The organism is Mycobacterium sp. IDUB_3 (assembly GCF_055419585.1).
The window spans coordinates 1,367,652-1,392,595 of record NZ_JBVAXZ010000001.1; the positions used below are offsets into that span (position 1 = coordinate 1,367,652).

General features: G+C 66.3%; 24 protein-coding genes and 1 pseudogene. 12 read left to right on the forward strand and 13 right to left on the reverse strand.

Annotation, left to right across the window (positions count from 1 at the left end; genetic code table 11):
- The first annotated feature begins 23 nt into the window (after positions 1-23).
- From ACZYVJ_RS05950 to ACZYVJ_RS05960, 3 genes are read left to right on the forward strand one after another with little or no spacing between them, the layout of a single operon-like run.
- Positions 24-944 carry a ferritin-like domain-containing protein gene (locus tag ACZYVJ_RS05950; protein ID WP_463830175.1) on the forward strand — a complete coding sequence of 307 codons (921 nt, stop codon included), beginning with the start codon at positions 24-26 and terminating at the stop codon, positions 942-944.
- Positions 945-946: 2 nt separating this feature from the next.
- The gene (locus tag ACZYVJ_RS05955) at positions 947-2,443 is read left to right on the forward strand and encodes a flavin-containing monooxygenase (protein WP_463830176.1); all 1,497 of its coding nucleotides are present in this window, start codon (positions 947-949) and stop codon (positions 2,441-2,443) included.
- A gap of 15 nt (positions 2,444-2,458) precedes the next feature.
- Positions 2,459-3,373 carry a MerR family transcriptional regulator gene (locus ACZYVJ_RS05960; protein ID WP_463830177.1) on the forward strand — a complete coding sequence of 305 codons (915 nt, stop codon included), beginning with the start codon at positions 2,459-2,461 and terminating at the stop codon, positions 3,371-3,373.
- Positions 3,374-3,528: 155 nt separating this feature from the next.
- Here ACZYVJ_RS05960 and ACZYVJ_RS05965 read toward each other — a convergent pair whose 3' ends face one another.
- A complete protein-coding gene (locus ACZYVJ_RS05965) occupies positions 3,529-4,881 on the reverse strand; it encodes a salicylate synthase (protein ID WP_463830178.1) in 1,353 nt (450 codons plus the stop codon).
- 346 nt (positions 4,882-5,227) lie between these two features.
- Here ACZYVJ_RS05965 and ACZYVJ_RS05970 point away from each other — a divergent pair, with 346 nt between their 5' ends.
- Complete coding sequence (locus ACZYVJ_RS05970; RefSeq protein ID WP_007769888.1) at positions 5,228-5,440, forward strand: hypothetical protein; 213 nt, start codon at positions 5,228-5,230, stop codon at positions 5,438-5,440.
- A 278-nt stretch (positions 5,441-5,718) separates the two neighbouring features.
- On the forward strand, positions 5,719-6,960 hold the full coding sequence (locus ACZYVJ_RS05975; RefSeq protein ID WP_463830179.1) for a sodium-dependent bicarbonate transport family permease: 1,242 nt from the start codon (positions 5,719-5,721) through the stop codon (positions 6,958-6,960).
- A gap of 17 nt (positions 6,961-6,977) precedes the next feature.
- Here ACZYVJ_RS05975 and hemW read toward each other — a convergent pair whose 3' ends face one another.
- Positions 6,978-8,150 carry a radical SAM family heme chaperone HemW gene (gene hemW, locus ACZYVJ_RS05980; protein ID WP_463830180.1) on the reverse strand — a complete coding sequence of 391 codons (1,173 nt, stop codon included), beginning with the start codon at positions 8,148-8,150 and terminating at the stop codon, positions 6,978-6,980.
- 231 nt (positions 8,151-8,381) lie between these two features.
- Between hemW and ACZYVJ_RS05985 the strand changes: the two genes are divergently transcribed.
- The 3 genes from ACZYVJ_RS05985 (at position 8,382) to ACZYVJ_RS05995 (ending at position 10,962) form a co-directional block, all read left to right on the forward strand.
- Complete coding sequence (locus ACZYVJ_RS05985; protein WP_350494663.1) at positions 8,382-8,438, forward strand: Ms4527A family Cys-rich leader peptide; 57 nt, start codon at positions 8,382-8,384, stop codon at positions 8,436-8,438.
- Between the two features lie 116 nt (positions 8,439-8,554).
- On the forward strand, positions 8,555-10,222 hold the full coding sequence (locus ACZYVJ_RS05990) for a nitrite/sulfite reductase (RefSeq protein ID WP_463830181.1): 1,668 nt from the start codon (positions 8,555-8,557) through the stop codon (positions 10,220-10,222).
- Positions 10,219-10,962: a phosphoadenylyl-sulfate reductase gene (locus ACZYVJ_RS05995; RefSeq protein WP_463830182.1), complete on the forward strand. Its 744-nt coding sequence runs from the start codon at positions 10,219-10,221 to the stop codon at positions 10,960-10,962. Before ACZYVJ_RS05990 ends, ACZYVJ_RS05995 begins: the two co-directional genes overlap by 4 nt.
- A gap of 25 nt (positions 10,963-10,987) precedes the next feature.
- On the opposite strand, the gene ACZYVJ_RS06000 is transcribed toward ACZYVJ_RS05995, so the two are convergent.
- The 5 genes from ACZYVJ_RS06000 to ACZYVJ_RS06020 all read right to left on the reverse strand — a co-directional run bounded on the left by ACZYVJ_RS06000 (position 10,988) and on the right by ACZYVJ_RS06020 (position 15,345).
- Complete coding sequence (locus tag ACZYVJ_RS06000; protein ID WP_463830183.1) at positions 10,988-12,082, reverse strand: sulfate/molybdate ABC transporter ATP-binding protein; 1,095 nt, start codon at positions 12,080-12,082, stop codon at positions 10,988-10,990.
- A gap of 8 nt (positions 12,083-12,090) precedes the next feature.
- The gene (gene cysW / locus ACZYVJ_RS06005; protein WP_463830184.1) at positions 12,091-12,909 is read right to left on the reverse strand and encodes a sulfate ABC transporter permease subunit CysW; all 819 of its coding nucleotides are present in this window, start codon (positions 12,907-12,909) and stop codon (positions 12,091-12,093) included.
- On the reverse strand, positions 12,906-13,778 hold the full coding sequence (gene cysT, locus ACZYVJ_RS06010) for a sulfate ABC transporter permease subunit CysT (RefSeq protein ID WP_463830185.1): 873 nt from the start codon (positions 13,776-13,778) through the stop codon (positions 12,906-12,908). The genes cysW and cysT overlap by 4 nt, the downstream gene beginning before the upstream one ends.
- On the reverse strand, positions 13,775-14,806 hold the full coding sequence (locus ACZYVJ_RS06015; protein ID WP_463830186.1) for a sulfate ABC transporter substrate-binding protein: 1,032 nt from the start codon (positions 14,804-14,806) through the stop codon (positions 13,775-13,777). Before ACZYVJ_RS06015 ends, cysT begins: the two co-directional genes overlap by 4 nt.
- Before the next feature lie 335 nt (positions 14,807-15,141).
- A complete protein-coding gene (locus ACZYVJ_RS06020) occupies positions 15,142-15,345 on the reverse strand; it encodes a hypothetical protein (protein WP_463830187.1) in 204 nt (67 codons plus the stop codon).
- 255 nt (positions 15,346-15,600) lie between these two features.
- Here ACZYVJ_RS06020 and ACZYVJ_RS06025 point away from each other — a divergent pair, with 255 nt between their 5' ends.
- A complete protein-coding gene (locus ACZYVJ_RS06025) occupies positions 15,601-17,559 on the forward strand; it encodes a glycoside hydrolase family 15 protein (protein WP_463832862.1) in 1,959 nt (652 codons plus the stop codon).
- 6 nt (positions 17,560-17,565) lie between these two features.
- Here ACZYVJ_RS06025 and ACZYVJ_RS06030 read toward each other — a convergent pair whose 3' ends face one another.
- The 3 genes and pseudogenes from ACZYVJ_RS06030 to lepA form a co-directional block, all read right to left on the reverse strand.
- Positions 17,566-18,309, reverse strand: coding sequence for a sensor domain-containing protein (locus ACZYVJ_RS06030; RefSeq protein WP_463830188.1), 744 nt, complete (start codon positions 18,307-18,309; stop codon positions 17,566-17,568).
- Positions 18,310-18,344: 35 nt separating this feature from the next.
- On the reverse strand, positions 18,345-19,103 hold the full coding sequence (locus tag ACZYVJ_RS06035; protein WP_463830189.1) for a sensor domain-containing protein: 759 nt from the start codon (positions 19,101-19,103) through the stop codon (positions 18,345-18,347).
- Positions 19,104-19,105: 2 nt separating this feature from the next.
- Positions 19,106-21,113: pseudogene (lepA, locus tag ACZYVJ_RS06040) on the reverse strand (translation elongation factor 4).
- On the opposite strand from lepA, the gene ACZYVJ_RS06045 reads away from it, so the two are divergent.
- Complete coding sequence (locus ACZYVJ_RS06045) at positions 21,095-21,697, forward strand: type II toxin-antitoxin system PemK/MazF family toxin (RefSeq protein ID WP_463830190.1); 603 nt, start codon at positions 21,095-21,097, stop codon at positions 21,695-21,697. The pseudogene lepA and the gene ACZYVJ_RS06045 sit on opposite strands and share 19 nt — an antisense overlap.
- 129 nt (positions 21,698-21,826) lie before the next feature.
- Here the strand turns inward: ACZYVJ_RS06045 and ACZYVJ_RS06050 are convergent, their stop codons facing one another.
- The gene (locus ACZYVJ_RS06050) at positions 21,827-22,255 is read right to left on the reverse strand and encodes a CBS domain-containing protein (protein ID WP_112630874.1); all 429 of its coding nucleotides are present in this window, start codon (positions 22,253-22,255) and stop codon (positions 21,827-21,829) included.
- 167 nt (positions 22,256-22,422) lie between these two features.
- Here ACZYVJ_RS06050 and ACZYVJ_RS06055 point away from each other — a divergent pair, with 167 nt between their 5' ends.
- On the forward strand, positions 22,423-23,265 hold the full coding sequence (locus ACZYVJ_RS06055) for a ribonuclease Z (RefSeq protein ID WP_463830191.1): 843 nt from the start codon (positions 22,423-22,425) through the stop codon (positions 23,263-23,265).
- Here the strand turns inward: ACZYVJ_RS06055 and ACZYVJ_RS06060 are convergent.
- Positions 23,244-23,972, reverse strand: coding sequence for a hypothetical protein (locus ACZYVJ_RS06060; protein WP_463830192.1), 729 nt, complete (start codon positions 23,970-23,972; stop codon positions 23,244-23,246). The genes ACZYVJ_RS06055 and ACZYVJ_RS06060 overlap by 22 nt on opposite strands.
- Positions 23,973-24,071: 99 nt before the next feature.
- Complete coding sequence (locus ACZYVJ_RS06065) at positions 24,072-24,440, reverse strand: DoxX family protein (RefSeq protein ID WP_463830193.1); 369 nt, start codon at positions 24,438-24,440, stop codon at positions 24,072-24,074.
- A 105-nt stretch (positions 24,441-24,545) separates the two neighbouring features.
- Here ACZYVJ_RS06065 and ACZYVJ_RS06070 point away from each other — a divergent pair, with 105 nt between their 5' ends.
- A complete protein-coding gene (locus ACZYVJ_RS06070; protein ID WP_463830194.1) occupies positions 24,546-24,905 on the forward strand; it encodes a winged helix-turn-helix transcriptional regulator in 360 nt (119 codons plus the stop codon).
- Positions 24,906-24,944: the final 39 nt, after the last annotated feature.

The following is a 24,944-nucleotide window of genomic DNA, read 5'->3' on the forward strand; positions in this document are numbered from 1 at the left end:
CACCCGACGAAAAGGAGCATCCGATGGCCATCGACATGGAAGCCATGCTCGCCAAGATCAAGGATCGCCAGTGGGCGCTCGCCGACATCGATTGGGAAGCACCCGGTGCCGAGATGATCACTGATGAACAGCGGCCACAGCTCAAGGCGTTCATGGCCGACCTGTGCTGGATCGAGAACATCGGCGCTAGGGGCTTCGCCGCGTTGGCGAAGAAGGCACCTACACCGACCATCGCCGAGATCTACCGCTACTTCCATGCCGAGGAGCAGCGCCACGCCAACGCTGAACTGGCGTTGATGAAGCGCTGGGGCATGCTCGAGGACGCTGAGATTCCCGAGCCGAACGTGAACATCCGACTGGCGATCGACTGGCTGGACCGGTGGGCCGACGACATGCCGCTGTCTCTGCTCGGCACCGTCATTCCGATGCTCGAAGTCGCACTGGATGGCGCCCTGTTGAAATTTCTCCTCGACGAGGTGCACGACCCTGTTTGTCACCAGGTCTTCGAGAAGATCAACAATGACGAATCGCGGCATCTGGTCGTCGATTTCGAAGTCCTCGACATGATCGGGCAGGCGAAGATCCGACGGTTGCTGATCGACTTCGTCGGTCACAATGCCACTCCGGGTCTCATCATCGGTGCGATCATGGGTGCCCCGCTGATCAACAGGATCCGCAACGAGATCACCGCCATGGGTATGGAGCCCGAGCGGCTTTACCGGGCTGTAAAACGATTCAAAGAGCTTGGCGACCGCGGCGAACGCACCAGGCGGGTACCGACTTATCGGTTCCTGAGGCGCTACGCCGGAGTGGTCACAAATCCACGCCACCCGTACCACCTGCTGGCGAATTCGATGGTGTGGCTGTCCGACCGATATCCGCGGCCCCTGCTGCCAGCGGTACCGACCTGGGTTAGGGAACTCACCCACGAGCCGGCGGCGTGACCATGGGTAACAACCGCGCCCACGCGGCGCTCGTCATCGGAGCCGGCTTCACCGGACTCGGGGCGGCGATCCGCCTGGCCGAGGCCGGCGTCGACGACGTCGTGCTCCTGGAGCGCGCCGACCGCGTCGGCGGAACCTGGCGCGACACAACGTATCCCGGAGCCAGTTGCGACGTCCCGTCAGTGTTGTACTCCTACTCCTTCGTCAAGAACCCGACGTGGTCACGCACCTACTCGCCCGCGCCCGAGATCTACCGGCACCTCGAGGACATGGCCAACAGGTTCGACATCCGCAGCCGCATCAAGTTCGGCCACGAGGTCAAAGACTTGACCTTCAACGAAGACGACGGTGTCTGGACCGCGACCACCAAGAACCGCAAGAAGTTTCGCGCCCGCACCGTCGTGCTGGCCGCCGGCCCGCTGTCAGACGTCAGCTTCCCCGACATCCGGGGCCTGGACAACTATCGCGGACACAAGATCCACAGTGCACGCTGGGATCACGACTACGACTTCACCGGCATGCGCGTGGCGGTCATCGGCACCGGCGCCAGCGCCATCCAGATCATCCCCGAGCTGGTCAAGCGGGCCGGGTTCGTCAAGGTATTCCAGCGCACACCGTGCTGGGTGCTGCCACGCCTGGACGTCGCCACCCCGCCGGCCGTGCAATCCCTGTTCGCCAAAGTGCCCGCCACCCAACAGCTTGCGCGCCAGGCACTGTATTGGGGCCACGAAGCCAGCGCCACGGCGCTGGTCTGGGACACACCGTTGACGTCGCTGGTCGCCCGTCTCGGCCGGGCCCACCTGCGCGCCCAGGTGAAAGATCCCTGGCTGCGGCGTCAGCTGACACCGGACTTTCGGCCCGGGTGCAAACGAATGCTGGTGTCCAGCGACTACTACCCCGCGCTGCAACGCGAAAACTGCAAGCTCATCGACTGGCCGATCGCCACGTTGAGCCCGGTCGGCATTCGCACCAGCGACGGCATCGAGCACCACCTCGACTGCATCGTCTTCGCCACCGGGTACGACGTGCACCTGACGGGTCCACCGTTCCCGGTCACCGGTCTGGGCGGCCGGTCGCTGGCCGCCGAATGGGCCGGCGGCGCACAGGCTTACAAGAGCATCAACGTGCACGGCTATCCGAATCTGTTCGTCATGACCGGACCCAACTCCGGACCGGGCCACAACTCGCTGCTGGTGTACATCGAGGGCCAGCTGGACTACGCGGTACGCGGGATCACCACCGTCCTCAACGACGATCTGCGTTACCTCGATGTCCGCGACGAGGTGCAGCGTCAGCACAACGAGGACCTCCAACGCCGGCTCACCAAGACGACCTGGATGTCGGGGTGCCGCAGTTGGTACCTCACCAAGGACGGATTCAACGGGTCGATGTACCCCGGATTCGCCACGCAGTATCTTCGCCAGATGAGGGATTTCCGGTACGAGGACTATCAGGCGGTGGCACGCCGCGCCCAGACGCAGGCCACCGCGTCGGCCTGAGAGGCCGCACCGACCATGGCCACCGAGCGCGCATCGCGGCCCGAACCCGGCACCATCGCCAGCGTGCTGCACAACGTGCGGCGCGCACCCAAGCGGGTTCGGCGCCAATCGCGGGAGTATCGCCAACTCATCGAGGGGGCGGTGTCCCAGCTTTTCGAGTCGGCCGCCCGGCACCCGCACGGCGATGCGAATTCCGGTGAGTACCGGATCGACGACCTGGCCCGGCTGGCCGGAACCACCACCCGCAACATCCGCGTCTACCGGGACCGCGGGCTGCTACCGCCCCCGCTGCGGGTAGGCCGCATCGCGCTGTTCAACGACACCCACCTGACCCGGCTGCGGCTCATCACCTCGATGCTCGACCGCGGCTACAACATCGCACACGTGCGAGAAATGCTCAGCGCGTGGGAAGAAGGCAAAAACCTCGGCGACGTGTTGGGCCTTGAAACCGCCATCGTCGGCACCTGGACCACCGAGAAGCCGGAGACGATGTCGCTGGCCGAGGCGCACCGATTGGTCGCCGACGCAGATGCGTTCGAGCGCCTGGTGGCGCTCCAGGTGATCCGGATCGACGGGACGCAGGCCACCATCACCCGCCCGAAACTCATCGAGGCGTTCAACGAAATCCGGGGCTACGGCGTCAAATTCGACAAGCTCATCGACCTCCACGAACAGATCGTCCCGGAGATCGACAAGATCAGCGACATGCTGGTGCGCGCCGGGGCCGAACACGTGCTGGACCGCATCAAGCCCGGCGCACCGCTGCCGGCAGACGCGGAAATCGCCGAGCTGATCACCATGCTGGTGCGCTTCCGCACTCAAGCGGTGGCGACAGTCACCGCCACGCTCGCATCGTCGATCGAATCGAATATCGAGTCGCTTGTCGGGCGCATCCTGGCCGACTATCTCGAATCGAGCTCTTCCGTCTGAGTCTGGGTCGGCGTGCACCCGGGCCGTGCGCGCAAGCTAGACGTTTGCCGGCGCTAAATGGGGGTGCTGACGACAGTGCAGGTTAAGCACGTGTAAGTACCCGTGCAGGCCGCAGTCGTGGGGAAAGTGAGGGCGAGCAGACGAGCGGTTTAAAGCTATTGGCGCGCAATCAGATAGGGGGCGAGCGTAGACAGCTTTTCGCAGGTCTCTTCGAATTCGCGGTCGGGTGTTGACTCTTCGATGATGCCCGCCCCGGCCCGCAGCCAGGTCTTCCCATCACGTTCGTACGCCGCCCGCAGCGTCAGCGCCGCATCAAGCCCGCCGTCAGCCGAAATCATCACCACCGCACCCGAATACAGCCCGCGCGGCCCCTCGTCGAGGCGCATGATCGCTTCGACGCCACCGGCTTTCGGGATGCCCGACGCGGTCACCGCCGGGAACAGCGCCTCGAGCGCATCCATCCGGTCGTTGGATGTGCCCAACCGGCCGCTGACGGTGGAGCCCAGGTGCTGCACGCTCCCCCGTTCCCGCACCGTCATGAAATCGGTGACGACGGCGGTGCCCGGCTCGGCGATCTCGGCCATTTCCTGCAGCGAGCTTCGTACTGAAATGGCGTGCTCGACAATCTCTTTGGAATTCGACTCCAGGTCGTCGCGAGCCTGGCGGTCGCGCACCTCGCCACGGCCGAGCGCGCGGGTGCCCGCGAGCGGTTCGGTCACCACGACGCCGTCGTGATGGACGGCCGCGACCAGTTCGGGGCTGTAACCCACGGCACGAATTCCACCGAGCCGCAGCAGGAACGACCTCACCGGGGTGTTGTGCCGACGGGCCAGCCGGTAGGTGGACGGGAAATCGAGCGCGAAAGGCACTTCGAGAGAACGGGAAAGGATCACTTTGTGGTAGCGGCCCGCGGCGATCTCCCCGACGGCCGATGCCACGCGATCACGGTAGGCGGACGGATCGGCGACCACGTCGATCGCCGAGGCGTCGCGCACATCGGGTACGCCGTCGCCGAGCACGCCCAGTACTTCGTCGCGGTGCCCGGCCGAGGTATCGAACAGCCGAACCTCGTCCCGGGTCACGACGATGCGGCCTTCCGGCCAAAACACTCGGGCCAGTGGGGTTCCCGGCGCCAGCCGCTGCTGTAAACCGTAGCGGTACACACCGAATTCGAAGGCGATCCAGCCGAAGAGCTGGTCGGTTTCCAGCAACAGCCGGTCGATGGCCTCACCGAGCACCGGGCCGGGCCTACCCGACCATTGTTGGCTCTGGGTCACTCCGTCGCGGATCACTCGCAGCTCGTCGCTGTCGAACTCGATCATTGCGCGCACACCGGTGGCCAGCACCCATTCGCCGCCGCGCTCGTAGAGCAGATACTCTTCCCCGACGCGCTCGGACAGCACCACGGCCAGCTCGGCCGCCAGGTCCGCCGGGTCGACGTGCAAGGGAAGCGGAATCGACGGCGACTCAGAGCCGGCGGAACTTGTCTTGACGCTGACCTCGGTCACGATTAGTAAATGTAGCCTAACCTATGTAGCTGTGCGCAACCGATCCCACGAACTGCGCCTCGATTGCCGCATTCAGCTAAAACTCCCGCGGAGTTAAATCGCCGGCCGGTCGCGCGTGTCCCCTCGAAGACTGGCGAGGCGCCAGCATTACCGAGCTGTTCATGCAGGTAGATCCGCTGAAACTCCGCCCTCGGGGTAGATGTCCGGCCGTCGGCCGTGAAGACCGCCACTCCAAAGGTTTCCCAACCGTTTACGTTGTGGCCGCACAACAGGCGGCTCCGGCAGCCAGACTTTTCCTAGCGCTCACTGCCCACCCCGCCCGGATCCGCCGGATTGGAGGAACACCATGTTCATAATCCGGCTTTTCAACGGCGAGGAAGTGCACGCGAGCGAAGGCGACGAACTCGAAATCAATCCGCAGACGGGTGTGCTTTCGGTTTCCCGGGTCGACGGTTTCGAGGAAATCACGACGCATTACTCGCCGTCGGCGTGGCTTTCGGTGACGCACCGCAAAAAGGGAGCCGGCGTCAGGCCCTCGCTCGTCCCGTCGGCGCGTTGACGGTCTATTGACCCCACAGTAAATGTACAGCATTTTCACATCAAACTAGCGGCAGCAATAACGGCCCCGGGTACGGAGTTTCGCTCGGGCGATCTCGTCCTGACCAGCAGTTTTCTTGGTTATCAACAGCCACGCGGGCGTCCGACACCCTGTGTGCTGCCAAGTGGCGGCGGGCCAGCGCCGGGGATAAGTTCTTGACGGTCGCCGGGATGTTTCGTGGTTGCTCCGCTTGCGGACGGTGCTTCCCCAGATCAGCGCTCTAACCAACGGAGGCATCGATGCTGCAAGAGTTCTGGCACAACTTCACCCATAACCTGTTCAAACCGCTTCTGTTGTTCTTTTACTTCGGGTTCCTGATTCCGATCCTCAAGGTGCGGTTCGAATTCCCTTACGTCATCTATCAGGGATTGACCATGTACCTGTTGCTGGCCATCGGCTGGCACGGCGGGGAAGAACTCGCGCAGGTCAGCGCGTCCAGCGTCGGGGTCATCGTGGGCTTTATGGTGCTGGGCTTCGTGCTGAACTGTCTGATCGGCGGCCTGGCCTACCTGGGCCTCGGCCGCCTGAAATCACTCCGGAAGGTCGACCGCGCAACGGTCGCCGGCTACTACGGGTCGGACTCGGCGGGAACGTTCGCGACCTGCGTTGCCGTCCTGGCCGCGGTGAACATCGCCTTCAACGCGTACATGCCGGTGATGCTGGCCGTGATGGAGATACCGGGCTGCTTGGTGGCGCTGTATCTCGTTGCCCGACTGCGGCATCGGGGCATGGACTCCGCCGGCTACATGCCCGACGAGCCCGGCTACACGCCGCCGGTCAAGGTCGGGGTCGGCCCCGGAACCGCCGCGCGGCCGCCGCACGGGCAGAGTCTCGAGAGCCACGAGGAAGCCGCCATCGAGCAGGAGCTGGAGCTCTCGCTGGAAAAGCTCGAGCACCCGGATTGGGAGCCCGAACAGAGCCCGGCGCGGCCCAAGGGCAAAAAGGTGCCCATTTTCTCCCGGGAGCTGTTCCAGGAGGTCTTCCTCAACCCCGGCCTGGTCCTGCTGATGGGCGGCATCATCATCGGCCTTGTCAGTGGGCTGCAGGGACAGAAGGTCGTCGCCGACGACGACAAATTCTTCGTCTTGGCCTTCCAGGGCGTGCTGTGTCTGTTCCTGCTCGAGATGGGGATGACGGCGTCGCGCAAGTTGAAGGACCTCCGCGCGGCCGGTCCCGGGTTCATCGTCTTCGGCCTGGTGGCGCCGAATGTCTTTGCGACACTGGGTATTATCGTCGCCTGCAGCTATGCGTCGCTGACCCACACCGACTTCAAGACCGGAACCTACGTGCTGTTCGCGGTCCTGTGCGGTGCGGCGTCCTATATCGCCGTTCCGGCGGTGCAGCGCCTGGCGATCCCCGAAGCGAGCCCGACGTTGCCGCTGGCCGCCTCACTGGGCCTGACGTTTTCCTACAACGTCACCGTGGGGATCCCGCTCTACATCGAGATCGCCCGCATCTTCGAGCGTCTGTTCGGGGTTTGACCACGCCCGGAACGCCGCTACCCCAATAGCGTTCGCACCACGGCGTCGGCCAGCAGCCGTCCGCGCGGAGTCAGCACCAGCCTGTCACCCTCGGACACCAGCAACCCGTCGGCAACCACGCCCTCGGCGCGGTCGCGCTCGGCAGGACTCAGCAATTCGACTGGGAGCCCTTGGCGCAGACGAGTTTTCAACAGCACGTCTTCCGTGTGCAAGGCGTCGGCATCCAGCTGCTCGAATCCGGCCACCGGCAGCGCCGCCGCGCTCAACCGTTCCGCATAGGCGTTGGGGTGCTTGACATTCCACCAGCGCGTGGTACCGAGATAGCCGTGCGCGCCCGGCCCCGCGCCCCACCACTGGCCACCATCCCAGTAGCCGAGATTGTGGCGGCATTCACCGCCCGGCCGCGACCAGTTGGACACCTCGTACCAGGACAATCCCGCGCGGGACAGCCGCGCGTCCACCAACTCGTAGCGGTGGGCCAGCACGTCGTCATCGGGTGCGGCCAGTTCGCCGCGCCGGACTCGCCGGGCCAGCGCGGTGCCTTCCTCGACGACCAGCGCATAGGCCGACACGTGATCCACGCCGGTCTCTATCGCGGTCTCGACCGAGCACAACAGGTCGTCGTCGGACTCCCCCGGAGTTCCGTAGATCAAATCGAGGCTGACGTGCTCGAAGCCGGCGGCCAGCGCCTCGCGGGCGGCGGCCGCGGACCGGTTCGGCGTGTGGATACGGTCGAGGACACCCAACACCCGCGGCGCCACCGACTGCATCCCCAGCGATACCCGGGTGTAGCCGGCCGCACGGATGGCGTCGAAGAAATCCGGCCATGCCGACTCGGGGTTGGCCTCGGTGGTGACCTCGGCATCGGGTGCCAGCGTGAAGTGCTGGCGCACCATCCCCAGCAGTGTCGCCATCCGCGGGCCCCCCAGCAGGGAGGGTGTCCCGCCGCCGACAAACACGGTGTTCACCGGGGGCGCCTGCAACCTCGCGGCCGCCAGTTCCAGTTCCTTCCCCAGCGCGCTGAGCCAGGCGTCCGGATTGACGCCACCCAACTCGGCCGGGGTGTAGGTGTTGAAATCGCAATAGCCGCAACGTGTTATGCAGAACGGTACATGCACATAGATGCCAAACGGTTGCCCGGCGACCGGCCGGACATCGGGCAGGTCGACCAGTTCCTCGCGAATGGCCATGCCAAATGATCCCACGACGAACGCGGCGACGCCGGGGCGCGATTCCGCCGAGAACGACGGCCCGCCGCCGAGGGTCTCATGAATTTCTCGGGCTACGCGGGTGGATCTCCCAGAGTTGCCCGGTAGTTTTAATCACCGTGAGCCAAGATTTGACCTGCTCGCCTGGCCCTTCGGCATCCGTGGCACAATGGTGGCGTGACTGTCGACCGGCCCAGCCCGCACATTGTGCTCGTGGCGCGACGGCACATTGATCTCAAGCGCGTTTGCAGCTGTATCTGTCTGCCTTGACGTGGTAGACCCAGGCCCCCTGTGTCTCCAGCTGGCCGACGGTTCCGCGCCGCCCAAAAGTGCCGGTGAACTGTGCTGGCCGCGCTGGCGATCTTTTAAAAGGAGAGAACTTCCCGATGACCACCGCCGGAGCCGCGAAGCCCCGTAACGAGGGCCAATGGGCACTGGGAAATCGTGAGCCGCTGAACCCGAACGAAGAGATGAAGCAGGCCGGCGCCCCGCTCGACGTGCGGGAGCGCATCGAGACCGTCTACGCCCAGAACGGCTTCGACAGCATCGACAAGAGCGACCTGCGCGGGCGTTTCCGCTGGTGGGGCCTGTACACCCAGCGCGAACAGGGTTATGACGGCACGTTCACCGGTGACGACAACGCCGAGTTGCTGGAAGCCAAGTACTTCATGATGCGGGTGCGGTGCGACGGCGGCGCGCTGTCGGCCGCCGCGCTGCGCACCGTGGGCCAGATTTCCACCGAATTCGGCCGCGACACCGCCGACATCACCGACCGCGAAAACGTCCAGTACCACTGGATCGAGGTGGAGAACGTCCCCGAGATCTGGCGGCGGCTGGCCGAGGTCGGCCTGCAGACGGCAGAGGCGTGCGGGGACTGCCCCCGGGTGATCCTGGGTTCACCGCTGGCCGGTGAGTCGCTCGACGAGGTACTCGACCCCACCTGGGCGATCGACGAGATCGTGCGCCGCTACATCGGCCAGCCCGACTTCGCCGACCTGCCGCGCAAGTACAAGACCGCGATCTCCGGCCTGCAGGACGTGGTGCACGAGGTCAACGACATCGCGTTCATCGGCGTGAACCACCCCGAACACGGCCCCGGGCTCGACCTATGGGTCGGTGGCGGGCTGTCGACCAACCCGATGCTGGGACAGCGGGTCGGCGCCTGGGTGCCGCTCGAAGAGGTGCCCGAAGTGTGGCACGCGGTGACGTCGATCTTCCGTGACTACGGTTATCGGCGGCTGCGGGCCAAGGCGCGGCTGAAGTTCCTGATCAAGGACTGGGGCATAGAAAAATTCCGTGAAGTTCTCGAACAGGAGTACCTCAAGCGTCCGCTGATCGACGGCCCGGCGCCCGAGCCGGTGACGCACCCGATCGACCACGTCGGCGTGCAGCGGCTCAAGAACGGCCTCAACGCGGTGGGCGTCGCCTCGATCGCGGGCCGGGTGTCGGGCACCATCCTCACCGCGGTGGCCGACCTCGCCGAGCGGGCCGGTTCGGACCGGATCCGGCTCACCCCCTATCAGAAGCTGGTCATCCTCGACGTGCCCGACGACAAGCTCGACGAGCTGATCGCCGGCCTGGAGGCGCTGGGCCTGCAGTCGCGGCCGTCGCAGTGGCGCCGGAATGTGATGGCCTGCACCGGGATCGAGTTCTGCAAGTTGTCCTTCGCCGAAACCCGGGTCAAGGCGCAGTCTTTGGTGCCCGAGCTGGAACGCCGCCTCGCGGACATCAATGAGCAGCTCGACGTGCCGCTTACCGTCAACCTCAACGGCTGTCCCAATTCATGCGCCCGCATCCAGGTCGCCGACATCGGTCTCAAGGGCCAGATGGTCGACGACGGTGCGGGCGGCTCGGTCGAGGCTTTCCAGGTGCACCTGGGCGGCAGCCTGGGCCTGGACAGCGGCTTCGGGCGAAAATTGCGCCAGCACAAAGTCACCAGCGACGAGCTCGGTGATTACATCGAGCGGGTCACACGCAACTTCCTGAAATATCGCGGCGAGGGTGAACGTTTCGCGCAGTGGGCTATGAGGGCAGACGAGGACGATTTGCGATGAGCGAACGAACGACCAAACTTTCAGAAGCCGAACTGCGTGCGCTTGCCGCCCGCGGGGCGGCCGAGCTTCAGGGTGCCAGCGCCGCCGACGTATTGCGTTGGACTGACGAGACGTTCGGCGGCATCAACGGACCGCGCGGCTGGGCCACCTGCAACTACGTGGTGGCTTCCAGCATGCAGGAGGCCGTGTTGGTCGATCTGGCGGCCAAGGTGCGTCCGGGCGTTCCGGTGGTGTTTCTGGACACGGGTTATCACTTCGTGGAGACCATCGGCACCCGGGATGCGATCGAGTCCGTATATGACATCCGGGTGCTCAACGTCACTCCGGAACACAGCGTCGCCGAGCAGGACAAACTGATGGGCAAGGACCTTTTCGCGCGGGACCCTGGTGAGTGCTGCCGGCTGCGCAAGGTCGAGCCGCTTGGCAAGACACTGCGCGGATACTCCGCGTGGGTGACCGGACTGCGCCGGTCGGAGGCGGCGACGCGGGCCAACGCGCCGGTGGTCGGCTTCGACGAGGGCTTCAGGCTGGTGAAGGTCAACCCGATGGCGACGTGGTCCGACGAGGACGTGCAGAACTACATCGACGAGCACAGCGTGCTGGTCAATCCGCTTATCTACGAAGGCTATTCATCGATCGGCTGTGAGCCCTGCACCGCCAAGCCGCTGGCGGGCGCCGACCCGCGCAGCGGACGCTGGCAGGGACGTGCCAAGACCGAATGCGGGCTGCACGCGTCGTAGCCGCGCAATAGGACGAATCCGGCCGTCAGGCCGACGTCAGCGTGCTCTGGTCCTCATCGGCCTGATCTGCGCGGCGGGCGACGGCTGCGGCCTCGAGGGCGATCGGCGGGACACGGGTGGCACGCACGTACACGGTGTCCCCCTCGCGCAGTGCCAGCGCCTCGGCGTCACCGCGTGTGATCTGGGCGGTGAAGAAGCCGCCGGTGGCGGCGTTGGTCAGCTCGACCCGCACCTCGAATCCCAGCGTGACCACCCGGTCGACGACGGCGCGCACCACCCCGACGGATTCTGCGGTGCCGTCCCCGCCGGCGATCGCCATCTCGGGATTGCGCCCCACCCGGATATCGTGCGGCCGCACCAGGGTCCCGTTCAGGGTGGAAACCGCGCCGAGGAACGACATCACGAACGCGTTCGCCGGGGCGTCGTAGACGTCGGTCGGGGATCCGATCTGCTCGATGCGCCCCTGGTTCAGCACCGCGATCCGGTCGGCGACGTCCAGTGCCTCGGCCTGGTCGTGGGTCACCAGCACCGTGGTCACGTGCACCTCGTCATGCAGGCGCCGCAGCCACGCGCGCAGGTCCTCCCGCACCTTGGCGTCCAGAGCGCCGAACGGCTCGTCGAGCAGCAACACCTGCGGATCGACGGCCAGCGCCCGCGCCAGCGCCATCCGCTGTCGCTGACCGCCGGACAGCTGGTTGGGATAGCGGGCCTGAAACCCGCTCAGCCCCACCACTTCGAGCAGATTGTCGACTTTGGCCTTGATCTCGGCTTTGGGTCGCTTGCGGACCTTGAGCCCGTAGGCCACATTGTCGCGGACCGTCAGGTGCTTGAACGCCGCATAGTGCTGGAACACGAACCCGATGCCGCGGCGCTGCGGCGGCACCCGGGTCACGTCACGACCGTAGATCGTGACGGTTCCGGTGTCGGGCTGGTCGAGCCCGGCGATGGTGCGCAGCAGTGTCGATTTGCCCGAACCGCTGGGACCCAGCAGCGCCGTCAGGGAGCCGGTGGGCACGACGAAGTCCACATGGTCCAGAGCGACGAAATCGCCATAACGCTTGTTGGCGTCACGCACGATGATGGCGAGGTCGCGATTTGTGCCGGCGTCGGTCACGGTCATTCCCCTCGTCAGGCCTGTTTAACCGCTCGTGCGCGGCGCGCGTCGAGCACCACTTGGAAAACCAACACCAGCACGGCAACTCCCATCAACAACGTGGACAGCGCGTAGGCGCCGTACTCCGCGCCGCGGTTGTAGCGGTCGGAGACAAGCAATGTCAGTGTCTGCGACTTCCCCGGCAGGTTCGACGACACCATGAGCACGGCACCGTATTCCCCCAGGGTACGTGCGATGGTCAACACGATGCCGTACGTCAGACCCCACCGGATGGACGGCAGGGTGATCCGCCAGAAGGTCTGCCACCAGCCCGAACCCAGGGTGGCCGCCGCCTCCTCCTGGTCGGTACCCAGCTCATGCAGCACCGGCTCCACTTCGCGCACCACGAATGGCAACGTGACGAAGATGCTGGCGAGCACGATTCCGGGCAGGCCGAAGATGATCTTGAATCCGAGGTCTTGCTCCACGAACCCGAGCGCGCCGGCCGACCCCCACAACACGATCAACGCGACGCCGACGATGACGGGCGAGACCGCGAACGGCAGATCGATGACCGCCTGCAGCACGCCCTTGCCACGAAACCTGTTGCGCGCGAGCACCAATGCCGTGGGAATTCCGAAGACGACGTTGAGGGGCACCACGATGGCCACCACCAGCAGCGTCAAGTTCAGCGCCGATATCGCCGCGGGGGTGCTCACCCAGGCGTAGAACTGGCCGAGCCCGGGCTGAAATGTCCGCCACAGGATCAACGCCACCGGAACGACCAGCAGCACGAAGACGTATCCGAGCGCGATGAACCGCAACCAATAGCGAACTCCCGCTGACGATGTCATGCGGACAGCTCCTCTCGCTTGGCCGCATGCCCGCCCACTATGCGCAGGATGAGCAGCACGACAAACGAAATGGCCAACAGCACAATCGAAATTGCGGCCGCACCGGTGCGGTCGTCGTTTTCGATCAGGGTGCGTATCCACTGCGACGACACTTCGGTCTTGCCCGGCACCGCACCGCCGATGAGTACCACGGATCCGAACTCGCCGATCGCCCGTGAGAACGCCAGGCCCGCACCGGATAACAACGCGGGCAGCAATGACGGCAGCACCACGGAAGTGAAGATCTTCGGGCCGCTGGCACCCAGCGACGCCGCGGCCTCCTCGGTTTCGCGATCCAATTCCAGCAGCACCGGCTGGACGGCACGCACCACGAACGGCAGCGTGACGAAGGCCAGCGCCACCGTCACACCCCATGACGTGTGCTGCAGGTGAAGGCCGACCGGGCTGTTGTTGCCGTACAACGCCAGCATCACCAGGCTTGCGACGATGGTTGGCAGCGCGAACGGCAGGTCGATGATCGCGTCGACCAGTCGCTTGCCCGGAAAGTCGTCACGCACCAGCACCCACGCGATCACCAGGCCGAACACCAGGTTGAGCACGGTGACCCCGGCCGAGATCGTCAGGGTCACCCGGAACGACTCGACCGCCGCATTGGAGGAGACCGCCAGCCAGAACGTGTGCCAGCCGCCACCCGCGGATTGCCAGGCGATCGCGGCCAGCGGCAGCAACACGATCACCGACAGCCACACCGTGGCCGCCCCGACGCGAAGGGCGGTGGTCCCGCGGCCGCGCCCGGGAAGCGGTCCCGGTGGCGCGTCACCGCTGAGCTCGGGCCGGATTGCCAGCGGATCCGGCGTGATGGCCGTCATCCGGTGGCCTTCGTGTAGATCTTGGTGATGCTGCCGGTGTTCTTGTCGAACAGCTGCGGATCCGCGGTGGCCCAGCCGCCCAAGTCGGCGATGGTCCACAGCTTCGCCGGCACCGGGTACCGGTTCCGGAAGTCGGCGGCGACGGCCGGATCGACCGGGCGGAAACCGGCCTGCGCCCAGACCTTTTGGGCCGCGGCCGTGTATTGGAAGTTCTTGAAGGCGACGGCGGCATCCAGGTGCGGGCTGGTGTTGACCACGGCAACCGGATTGTCGATCCTGAAGGTCTGCGGCAGGTTGACGTGTTCGACCGGCTTTCCCGCCCGCTCGGTGGCAATGGCCTCGTTCTCGTAGCTGATCAGTACGTCACCGCTGCCCTGCACGAAGACATCGGTGGCTTCCCGCCCCGATCCGGGACGCAGCTTGACGTGCTCGGTCACCAACTTCTTGATGAAATCCACACCGGCGTCGCTGTGGGCGCCGCCTTCACTCTTGACGGCGTACGGCGCGAGCAGATTCCACTTGGCCGATCCGGAACTCAGCGGGCTGGGCGTGATGACCTCGACGCCCGGCCGCAACAAGTCGTCCCAATCCTTGATGTTCTTCGGATTGCCCTTCCGCACCACCAGCGTAACCACCGAGCCGAACGGAATTCCCTTGGTGGCGTCGGTATTCCAGTCCTTGGAAACCTTGCCGGCCTTGACCAGTCGAGCGATGTCGGGTTCCACGGAGAAGTTCACCACGTCGGCCGGCTTGCCGTCGACGACGCCGCGGGACTGGTCGCCGGAGGCCCCATAGGAGGTGACCACCTGCACGCCCTTGCCCTCGTCGGAGGCGTTGAACGCCGGAATTATCTTGCTCCACCCCGGTTCTGGGACCGAGTAGGCGACCAGCGTGATGCTGGTGCGCGCGTCGGACAGCCCACCGCCGCCGACGGCATCGCTGGCCCCGCCGTGGCATCCGGCGGCGAGGCCGGCAATTAGGGCAAGGGTGAGGACGGGCCGCCAGTGCAATGCGGTCCTGATGTCCATTGAGGGCCTTCCGATGCAGAACGTATGGGATTTCGGTCCCGTGTCTGCGGATAGGCACCTAGAACTTCAGGAGAATTCGAAAACTCCAGACCAGACCGCGCACGGGTTTGGGAGTCAGCGACAACAGTGCACGAGGGCATAGCACCCCGGAACGCCACATGCCACGCGCATGGCGGGAAGCCTAACAGGAATCGGGGTTCCCGCCACCGCGACGGTGGCTGAGCAAACGGGCGACGTCGGCTAGTGGTGCATCAAATGGGTCACCAACCACGTGACGACCACCAGCGCCACCAGGATGGCGAGAACGAGCGTGACGTGCGACCGGGGCATGGGCGTTACTCGGGCGTCCCGTCGGCGTGGCGGGCACGGCGCATCAGCTCGATGCCCTCGCCGAGCACGCCATCCAGCACCGCCGCCGTGGCGTAGGCCACCACCAGCACGACCGGCACCACCACCATGGCCTGCAGGACGAAAGGGAGCCCCGAAAGCCACAGCTCGTTGCCGTCCCACCAGTTGAGGAACGCGTTCACGGGGCTCACCCTATTCGGCGCGGCTGGCGAAGACCAATGTGTGAAGACCGGCGCATGGCCTGGCGGACGCCGGCATCAACGTCACGGTGATCGAAAAGCAGGCCAGCCGCAGCGGATGGGCGCACGCCACGCCAGCTCGCCGAAACGTTGGACGCGGGATCGCTGAACAGCAATGATGTCCAGATGGTTCTGCATGCCCAACCCGAAGACCAGCCGGCCGACGCCATGCCCGAGGACGCTTATCAAGCCGCCTCCGCAGCGTCGATGTCGTCGTCCATCGATTTGCGCACGCCCGGGCCCCTCGCTCCCAGCGCCGCCCTACGGAACCCGTTCCCGCCGATCGCTGACTACGCGTTCCTGTCGGACTGGGAAACCACCTGCCTGATCTCCCCGGCCGGGTCGGTGGAATGGCTGTGCGTGCCCCGGCCGGACTCCCCCAGCGTGTTCGGCGCGATCTTGGACCGCAGCGCCGGTCACTTCCGGCTGGGGCCGTACGGCGTCTCGGTGCCGTCAGCCCGCCGGTACCTTCCCGGCAGCCTCATCATGGAAACCACCTGGCAGACCCACACCGGGTGGCTGATCGTGCGTGACGCGCTGGTCATGGGCCCCTGGCACGACCTGGAGCGGCGGTCGCGGACGCATCGGCGCACCCCGATGGACTGGGATGCCGAGCACATCCTGCTACGCACCGTGCGCTGCGTCAGCGGCACCGTCGAATTGATGATGAGCTGCGAGCCGGCCTTCGACTACCACCGGGTCGGCGCCACCTGGGAGTACTCCGCCAACGCGTACGGCGAGGCCGTCGCACGCGCCACCAGAGAACCCGACGCCCACCCGACGCTGCGACTCACCAGCAATCTGCGCATCGGGCTCGAAGGCCGGGAGGCACGCGCGCGCACCCGGATGAAAGAGGGCGACGACGTGTTCGTCGCCCTGAGCTGGACCAAGCACCCGGCGCCGCAGACGTACCAAGAGGCCGCCGACAAGATGTGGCAGACCACCGAGTGCTGGCGGCAGTGGATCAACATCGGCAACTTCCCCGATCATCCGTGGCGGGCGTACCTGCAGCGCAGTGCGCTGACGTTGAAGGGGCTGACCTATTCGCCCACCGGCGCGCTGCTGGCGGCCAGCACCACTTCGTTGCCGGAAACGCCGCAGGGCGAACGCAATTGGGACTACCGCTACGCCTGGGTGCGCGACTCGACGTTCGCATTGTGGGGTCTGTACACCCTGGGCCTGGACCGCGAGGCCGACGACTTCTTCGCCTTCATCGCCGACGTCTCCGGCGCCAACCACAACGAGCGGCACCCGCTGCAGGTCATGTACGGCGTGGGCGGTGAACGCAGCCTGGTCGAAGAGGAGCTGCACCACCTGTCCGGCTACGACCACGCCCGCCCGGTGCGGATCGGCAACGGCGCCTACGACCAGATCCAGCACGACATCTGGGGCTCCATCCTGGATTCCTTCTACCTGCACGCCAAGTCACGCGAGCAGGTCCCGGAGACGTTGTGGCCGGTGCTGAAGAAGCAGGTGGAAGAGGCGATCACGCACTGGCGCGAGCCCGACCGCGGCATCTGGGAGGTGCGCGGGGAACCGCAGCACTTCACGTCGTCGAAGGTGATGTGCTGGGTGGCGCTCGACCGCGGGGCCAAGCTGGCCGAACGCCAGGGCGAGAAGAGCTATGCCCGGCAGTGGCGGGGGATCGCCGAGGAGATCAAGAACGACATCCTGGCGCACGGCGTGGACTCGCGCGGGGTGTTCACCCAGCGCTACGGCAGCGACGCGCTGGACGCCTCGCTGCTGCTGGTGGTGCTGACGCGGTTCCTGCCGCCCGACGACCCGCGGGTGCGCAACACCGTCCTGGCGATCGCCGACGAACTCACGCAGGAGGGCCTGGTGCTGCGCTACCGGGTCGAGGAAACCGACGACGGGCTGTCCGGCGAGGAGGGCACCTTCACGATCTGCTCGTTCTGGCTGGTGTCGGCGCTGGTCGAGATCGGCGAGGTGCGGCGCGCCAAGCGCCTGTGTGAGCGGCTGCTGTCCTACGCCAGCCCGCTGCACCTCTACGCCGAGGAGATCGAACCGCGCACCGGCCGGCAGCTGGGCAACTTCCCGCAGGCGTTCACCCACCTGGCGCTCATCAACGCGGTGGTACACGTCATCCGCGCCGAGGAGGAAGCCGACGGCTCCGGGATGTTCCAGCCCGCGAACGCACCGATGTAGGGCGCGTCAACCGCGTGCGCTGAGTTTGTCCATGAGCGCGTGGGTGAGGTCGATGGCGGTGGTGTTGATGTCGGCGTTACCCGCATCTCCTGGACCGTAAATGGGCACGAATTCGACCGTGACCTCGACCAAGTAAGGCCCCTTGACGCCCAGGGCCCGGGCCGTCGGGATTGCGTTCAAACCCCCGTGCGGGCCGGACCCCATTGAAACCGTCGCCGCGACAACCGAATCCAGGACGCGTACGTCGGAGATGGCGTCCGAGCCCCATACATCGATGGGCTCCACGCTCAGCGTGGTCCCGTCGCACTTCTGCCACTGTGCGGCGAACTTGGCGAATAACGTGCCGGCGTCCGCGGCCGTCCGCAACGCGACGATGCCTTCCTGGACGCTGTCGATCTTCACGGAATCACCTTTGTGCACCCACATTTCGGCGGTCGTGTCTTGTAGCGGCGCGGAGCCGTACGTGGCCCGCTGCATCAGGTGAACGACTCCGATGCAGTCGGCGGGCCGCCCGTCATCCCAATTGGTGCCCAATTTGTCGATGCCCCCGAACTCCGAGTAGTGCGGGTAGGGCTGGAACGGCTGGTTGAGCAGCCTTGCCAGCGCGGTACCGTCGAACAAGGCCCGTTTGATGGCCGGTACCCGCCCCGCGTTTCGCGCCAGACTTGCTGTGCCGGCGGTGGTTTCGGTGCACCCGCTCGCCAGCAGCACCGCAATCAAAGCGGCCAGCGAGCGCCAGCTGCTTTTCACATGGCTGCTTGCCCTTCCCGGCGCCCGGCGCGACGTCAGCCCAGGGCGCTGACTTTGTCCATCAGAGCGTGCGCGACGTCGATGGCGCTGGAATTGATGTCGGCCGATCCCGGGTCGGAGGACCGCCGTCCGCCGAAGAAGACCACCTGAACCTCGACGAGGCAGTTCGACCGGATGCCGATTGCGCGCGCCTGCGGGGTGGGCCGCAGGGGCGGCATGTTGGGCAGCACCGACGTCGCGGTTTTGGTGGCCGCGATGGTGGAATCCGTGGTGCGGACATCGCTGATGACGTTCGTGGTGCTGATCGGGCCGCTCTGTTCCGACGTCGTCATGCCGTTGCACTGCTGCCACTGCTGGGAGAACTGCGCGAACAGCTCCTGGGCCTGCGCGGCCGAGGGAAGCGTGACCACTCCCTCCTCGACCACGATCACCTGCGCCGGCTGGCCGTTGTTCCACCACGATTCCGACGCAACGTCTTTCACGTCGGCGGACCGGTACACACCCTGCTGCAGCATCGCCGTCACGCCCAGGCAACCGGCCTGCGACATCGATCGCTTGACCTGATACAGCTTTTCTGGCCCGCCGAATTCGGCCGGGTCGCGCGCCACGAAGGTCTGATTGAGCATCCGCGACAGCGTCGGGCCGTCGAGCAGCACCTGTTTGACCGTCGCGCCGCTGAGCGGCCGCGGCTTCAGGTTCGGTGCCGGCTTCGCCGTGCCCGCCACGACGCCACCGCAGCCCGTCGCCAACGCGACGATCGCCATCAGCATCGTCGCCATCCCCCGTATCCGCATGGCTACTTCTTGCCCTTGTCCCCCGCGGCGTCGGTGGACAGCGCCGCGACGAACGCCTCCTGCGGCACATCGACGCGCCCGATGGTCTTCATCCGCTTCTTGCCTTCCTTCTGCTTTTCCAGAAGCTTGCGTTTACGGGTGATGTCACCGCCGTAGCACTTAGACAACACGTCCTTGCGGATCGCGCGAATGTTTTCGCGCGCAATGATTTTCGATCCGATGGCGGCCTGAACCGGAACCTCGAACTGCTGGCGCGGGATCAGCTCTTTGAGCTTGGTGGTCATCTTGTTGCCGTACGCCGATGCTCCGTCCTTGTGGACGATCGCACTGAAAGCGTCAACCGCCTCCCCCTGCAGCAGGATGTCGACCTTGACCAGTTGCGCCTCCTGCTCGCCGGCCTCCTCGTAGTCCAGGCTGGCATAGCCGCGGGTGCGCGACTTCAGCGAGTCGAAGAAGTCGAAGATGATCTCGCCCAACGGCATCGTGTAGCGCAGCTCGACCCGTTCGGGTGACAGGTAATCCATGCCGCCCAGCTCGCCGCGGCGCGACTGGCACAGTTCCATGATGGTGCCGATGAATTCGCTGGGCGCGATGATCGTGGTCTTGACCACCGGCTCGTAGACCTCGCGAACCTTGCCTTCCGGCCAGTCCGACGGGTTGGTCACCACGATCTCGGTGTTGTCCTCCTTGACCACGCGATAGACGACGTTGGGCGACGTCGAGATCAGGTCCAGGTTGAACTCGCGCTCCAGGCGCTCGCGGGTGATCTCCATGTGCAGCAGACCCAAGAAGCCGCAACGGAATCCGAAACCCAGCGCCACCGACGTCTCCGGCTCGTAAGTCAGGGCCGCGTCGTTGAGTTGCAGCCTGTCCAGGGCGTCACGCAGATCCGGGTAATCAGAGCCGTCCACCGGATACAAGCCCGAGTAGACCATCGGCCTGGGTTCGCGGTATCCGGTCAGCGCCTCGGTGGCGCCGCGGCGGGCCGCCGTCACCGTGTCACCCACCTTGGACTGGCGCACGTCCTTGACGCCGGTGATCAGGTAGCCCACCTCCCCCACGCCCAGGCCGTCGCTGGCCTTGGGCTCGGGCGAGACGATGCCGACCTCGAGCAGTTCATGGGTGGCGCCGGTGGACATCATCGCGATGCGTTCGCGCGGGGTGATCTTGCCGTCGACCACCCGGACGTAGGTCACCACACCGCGATAGATGTCGTAGACCGAGTCGAAGATCATCGCCCGCAGCGGCGCGTCAGCATCACCCTGCGGGGGCGGCACCTCGCGCACCACGTGGTCGAGCAGGTCCGCGACGCCGTCCCCGGTCTTGCCTGAAACGCGCAGCACGTCGCTCGGCTCGCAGCCGATGATGTGGGCGATCTCGGCGGCGTAGCGGTCGGGGTCGGCGGCGGGCAGGTCGATCTTGTTCAGCACCGGGATGATGCGCAGGTCGCGGTCCAGCGCCAGGTAGAGGTTGGCAAGGGTCTGCGCCTCGATGCCCTGCGCGGCGTCGACCAGCAGCACCGCGCCCTCGCAGGCCTCCAGCGCGCGCGACACCTCATAGGTGAAGTCGACGTGGCCCGGGGTGTCGATCAGGTGCAGCACGTAATCGGTCTCGCCGACCCTCCACGGCAGGCGCACGTTCTGGGCCTTGATGGTGATCCCGCGCTCGCGCTCGATGTCCATCCGGTCCAGGTACTGGGCGCGCATGGACCGCTCGTCGACGACGCCGGTGAGCTGGAGCATCCGGTCGGCCAGCGTGGACTTGCCGTGGTCGATGTGGGCGATGATGCAGAAATTCCGAATCTGCGCCGGCGCAGTGAAGGTCTTGTCGGCGAAACTGCTGATGGGAATCTCCTGGTGCGTGCAAGCTTGGTGGGGCGCGTCGCGGCCGTTTCTTGGGCGGTTCGCGGGTATGTCCAGCGTATCCAGACAGGGCCGCTGGAACCTACTTGGACACAATCGCACCCCGCCGCTCGCGTCTATGCTGCGAATATGGCGTCCCCCCGCAAATCCCAGTGGAGGACGTTCCAGCGGTTCGCGGAGAATCTCGTCTTCAACGGGGCTCCGCGCCTGGTCCGGCAGGTGCAGAATTCCCAGACCGTGCTGCGCGAGTTGCAGCAGGCCGTGCGGATCACCGCGAACGTCATCGCGGCGGTGGCGCCGCCCCCTGCCGAGGCTCCCGTCACCGGCCGGCCGGTGACCAGCGGCAGCCTCCCGACCGCGCACCGCGCCCGCAAGCTGGTGTACGCGCCGAGCCTGGACGGCCGGGCCGATCCCGGCGAGATCGTCTGGACATGGGTGGTCTACGAGGACGACCCCACCCGCGGCAAGGACCGCCCCGTCCTGGTGGTGGGACGAGACCGCGGCGTCCTGCTGGGACTGATGGTGTCCAGCCAGGAGCGCCACGCTGCGGATCACGACTGGATCGGAATCGGTTCCGGCCCTTGGGATTACGAAGGCCGGCCAAGCTGGGTCCGACTCGACCGGGTGCTCGACGTGCCCGAAGAGGGCATTCGCCGCGAGGGCGCCATCCTGGATCGCGAGATCTTCGATGCGGTTGCCGCCCGGCTGCGGGCCGACTACTCCTGGCGCTAGTGGGCGCTCGGGCAATCAGCCCTGCCCGCTGACGATGCAGGCCGTGCAGCGGCGTGCGGAGGAAGCGGGCAATCAGCCCCGCCCGCTGACGATGCAGGCCGTGCAGCGGCGTGCGGAGGAAGCGGGCAATCAGCCCTGGGTGATGTAGGACTGCAGCTGCTGCTGTTCGGCCTCGAGTTCTTCCAGCCGCGACTTCACCACGTCACCGATACTGACGATGCCGATCAGCTTCTTGCCGTCCAGCACCGGCACGTGCCGCACCCGATTCTTGGTCATCAACACGCTGATCGCGTCGACCTCGTCGGTCTTGGTGCATGTGGCCAGCATCGACGTCATGATCTTGGACACCGGGCGCGACAGCACGCTGGCGCCGTGCGTATGCAACTGGCGCACCACGTCGCGCTCGGACACGATGCCGACCACGCCCTCGTCACCGACTACGACCATGGCGCCGATGTTCTGGTCGCTCAGCCCGGCAAGCAGCTCGCGAACCGTCGCGTCCGGGTTGATGGTCACCACCGCCGCGCCCTTGTTCCGCAAGACGTCCGCTATCCGCATCGAGGCCTCCAGCCGGGTTGTGATCCGCTTCACATCAGGCTACGGCTAACTCGCGCGGCGGAAAAGCCACCAAGAGAACCTGCAAACAGATCGTGTCCAATCGGTGAAAGCCACGCGGATCGCCCGATTGACCCACTGGGGGCACCGCGGGCTTGCAAGATAGGGCCATGATCGAGGTCACGCTGCTGGGAACCGGAAGTCCGATCCCCGACCCGAACCGCGCCGGGCCGTCAACTCTGGTGCGGGCCGGCGGGCAGGTGTTCCTGGTCGACTGCGGGCGCGGCGTGCTGCAGCGCGCGGCCGCGGTCGGGGTGGGCGCCGCCGGATTGACGGCGCTGCTGCTCACCCACCTGCACAGCGACCACATCGGCGACCTCGGAGACGTCCTCATCGCGCGGTGGATCAGCACGTTCACCCCCGATCCCGCTCCGCTGCCGATCATCGGACCGCCCGGCACCGCCGAGGCGGTCGCCGCGACGCTGAACGCGTTCCGGCACGACATCGGCTACCGGATCGCCCATCACAGCGATATCAATGAGCCGCCGGCGGTGGACGTGCACGAGTACACCGAAGGCGCTGTCTGGGACCGTGACGGCGTAGCCATCCGGGTGGCGCCCACTGATCACCGGCCGGTCGCGCCGACCATCGGCTTTCGGATCGAGTACCAGGGCGCCTCGGTGGTGCTCGCGGGGGACAGCGTCCCGTGTGCCGGCCTGGACGAGCTGGCGGCGGGCGCCGGCGCGCTGGTGCACACCGTGATCCGCAAGGACATCGTCGCCAGCATCCCCCAGCAGCGGCTGCAGGACATCTGCGACTACCACTCCTCGGTTGAGGAAGCGGCGGCCACCGCCGCCCGCGCGGGGGTGGGCACCCTGGTCATGACGCACTACGTGCCGGCGCTGGTGCCCGGCCAGGAAGAACAGTGGCGGGCCCTGGCGGCCGCGCAGTTCGGTGGGCGCATCGAACTCGGTGACGACCTGCACCGGGTTCAGGTCGACGCGCCTTCGTGACGCCGCGGCTCACCGGACCGCGAATTTCGTTGCGCCGCAGGGGATAGCGCAAGCCCTGCCACCATCAGCCAGGTCAGCGCCAGTACCCGCGCGATCGGCAGGATGACGCCCAGCGCCGACCAGATCAGCACCACCGTCGTCGCTTCGGCGAGGGTGGCGGTGCCCAGACCGATCCAGGCGACCGGCCGGGGCAGCAACCCCTTGCCGGACGCCGCAATCGCGCCGACCAGCAGGCCCAGCGCCACGATGTGCCCTGGGCCGCCGGTGAGAAAGACCAACAGGTAGAGCGCCCTGACCACCGCCGCATTCGCCGCGACGTCGGGTATCGACAACGCCCAACCCAGCAGCCCGGCCAGTCCGAGCGCACCGGCGGCCAGGGCACCGCCGGTCAGCGCGACCGCGGCCGACCCCCCGACCGCCCCGAGCTGCCGCAATCGGGCAGCCGCGATCGCCGCGTAGAGCGCCAGCGGCACGGACGACGCGAACGTGGCAACCGCGATGATGCGCACGGCGGTCGGCTGGGCGCGCACGTAGCTCACGACGGCGCTTGGCGGGCCGTAGGGCAACGGCATGACGCCGCAGACGGCGACCCCGATGGCGATGCCGCCGATTAGCAGCCCGATGCAGGCCAAGGACAGCGCCGCCAGGGGCGACCCGCCACGCCTGGTCCTTTCGCGGCGGCCCGCGCCGGCGGTTGAATCGCTCATCCCTGCAACGGTATCCCCGCGTCTGCTCACCCGGCGGCGCCTCTGCGTCGTGCGACCTAGCGCGTCGAGCGGGAGGACAGCGGCACCCTCGCCAAGGGCTTAGCTGACGGATCGGCCGATCGCGACCAAGGCCGCGAGCAGCAGGAGAATCACGTTGATTGGCAACGGTTGTCGCTCGTTACGAGTCAGGTGCACGCGCATTGCGCCGATCTGCACGATGACCAGGCCGACGGCAGCGATCGGGGTCAGGATCCGGGCGATGCCGGTTGCCTCGGGCAGGATCACACCGAGTGCGCCGAGGATCTCGACCGCGCCGACGCCCTTGACGGCAGCGTCCGAGTGGTCCTTCATCCACTCGAGTCGGCCCGATGCTACGAGTTGTTCGCGCGGCCGAACCACCTTGAGGCCGCCTGCGACGAGATAGACGAATGCGAGCAGGCCCTGCACGGCCCACAGTGCGATGTTCACGATGCTTCCCAATCCTTACCATTTGTGCGTAACCACATCGTGTGTCAGCGCTGGGGCTGCCCCATAAGGCACATCGATGTATGCATCCAGGACGGAGACTTCGATATGACCAACGTCACACGGAAGGCGCCGCGGATACCCGAGGGCGGTGCGGTCCGGGAGGTTCTCGATCGCATCGGCGACAAGTGGAGCCTCCTGGCAATCGGCACGCTGCGTGACGGGCCAATGCGTTTCGGCGGGCTGGAGGCGGCGGTGGAAGGCATCTCGCAGCGGATGCTCACCCTGACGCTTAAGCATCTGGTCGAGGATGGCCTGGTCGACCGGACGGCCTACGCCGAGGTGCCACCTCGGGTCGAGTACGAATTGACCGAACTCGGGCGGACATTGCTACCGCTGGTGATCTCGCTGGCCCAGTGGGCCATGGCGCACCATGAGGAGATCAACGCCAACCGCACGTCACGCTAACGCCGCATGCCGGTCGTTCAAGGGAAAACCCGCACCCGA

Coding starts and splice junctions, on each gene's coding strand:
- ACZYVJ_RS05950 (WP_463830175.1), top strand. CDS start 24: ATGGCCATCGACATGGAAGCCATGCTCGCCAAGATCAAGGATCGCCAG.
- ACZYVJ_RS05955 (WP_463830176.1), top strand. CDS start 947: ATGGGTAACAACCGCGCCCACGCGGCGCTCGTCATCGGAGCCGGCTTC.
- ACZYVJ_RS05960 (WP_463830177.1), top strand. CDS start 2,459: ATGGCCACCGAGCGCGCATCGCGGCCCGAACCCGGCACCATCGCCAGC.
- ACZYVJ_RS05970 (WP_007769888.1), top strand. CDS start 5,228: ATGTTCATAATCCGGCTTTTCAACGGCGAGGAAGTGCACGCGAGCGAA.
- ACZYVJ_RS05975 (WP_463830179.1), top strand. CDS start 5,719: ATGCTGCAAGAGTTCTGGCACAACTTCACCCATAACCTGTTCAAACCG.
- hemW (WP_463830180.1), bottom strand. CDS start 8,150: ATGGCCATTCGCGAGGAACTGGTCGACCTGCCCGATGTCCGGCCGGTC.
- ACZYVJ_RS05990 (WP_463830181.1), top strand. CDS start 8,555: ATGACCACCGCCGGAGCCGCGAAGCCCCGTAACGAGGGCCAATGGGCA.
- ACZYVJ_RS05995 (WP_463830182.1), top strand. CDS start 10,219: ATGAGCGAACGAACGACCAAACTTTCAGAAGCCGAACTGCGTGCGCTT.
- ACZYVJ_RS06000 (WP_463830183.1), bottom strand. CDS start 12,082: ATGACCGTGACCGACGCCGGCACAAATCGCGACCTCGCCATCATCGTG.
- cysW (WP_463830184.1), bottom strand. CDS start 12,909: ATGACATCGTCAGCGGGAGTTCGCTATTGGTTGCGGTTCATCGCGCTC.
- cysT (WP_463830185.1), bottom strand. CDS start 13,778: ATGACGGCCATCACGCCGGATCCGCTGGCAATCCGGCCCGAGCTCAGC.
- ACZYVJ_RS06015 (WP_463830186.1), bottom strand. CDS start 14,806: ATGGACATCAGGACCGCATTGCACTGGCGGCCCGTCCTCACCCTTGCC.
- ACZYVJ_RS06025 (WP_463832862.1), top strand. CDS start 15,601: ATGTCGTCGTCCATCGATTTGCGCACGCCCGGGCCCCTCGCTCCCAGC.
- ACZYVJ_RS06035 (WP_463830189.1), bottom strand. CDS start 19,103: ATGCGGATACGGGGGATGGCGACGATGCTGATGGCGATCGTCGCGTTG.
- ACZYVJ_RS06045 (WP_463830190.1), top strand. CDS start 21,095: ATGGCGTCCCCCCGCAAATCCCAGTGGAGGACGTTCCAGCGGTTCGCG.
- ACZYVJ_RS06050 (WP_112630874.1), bottom strand. CDS start 22,255: ATGCGGATAGCGGACGTCTTGCGGAACAAGGGCGCGGCGGTGGTGACC.
- ACZYVJ_RS06055 (WP_463830191.1), top strand. CDS start 22,423: ATGATCGAGGTCACGCTGCTGGGAACCGGAAGTCCGATCCCCGACCCG.
- ACZYVJ_RS06060 (WP_463830192.1), bottom strand. CDS start 23,972: ATGAGCGATTCAACCGCCGGCGCGGGCCGCCGCGAAAGGACCAGGCGT.
- ACZYVJ_RS06070 (WP_463830194.1), top strand. CDS start 24,546: ATGACCAACGTCACACGGAAGGCGCCGCGGATACCCGAGGGCGGTGCG.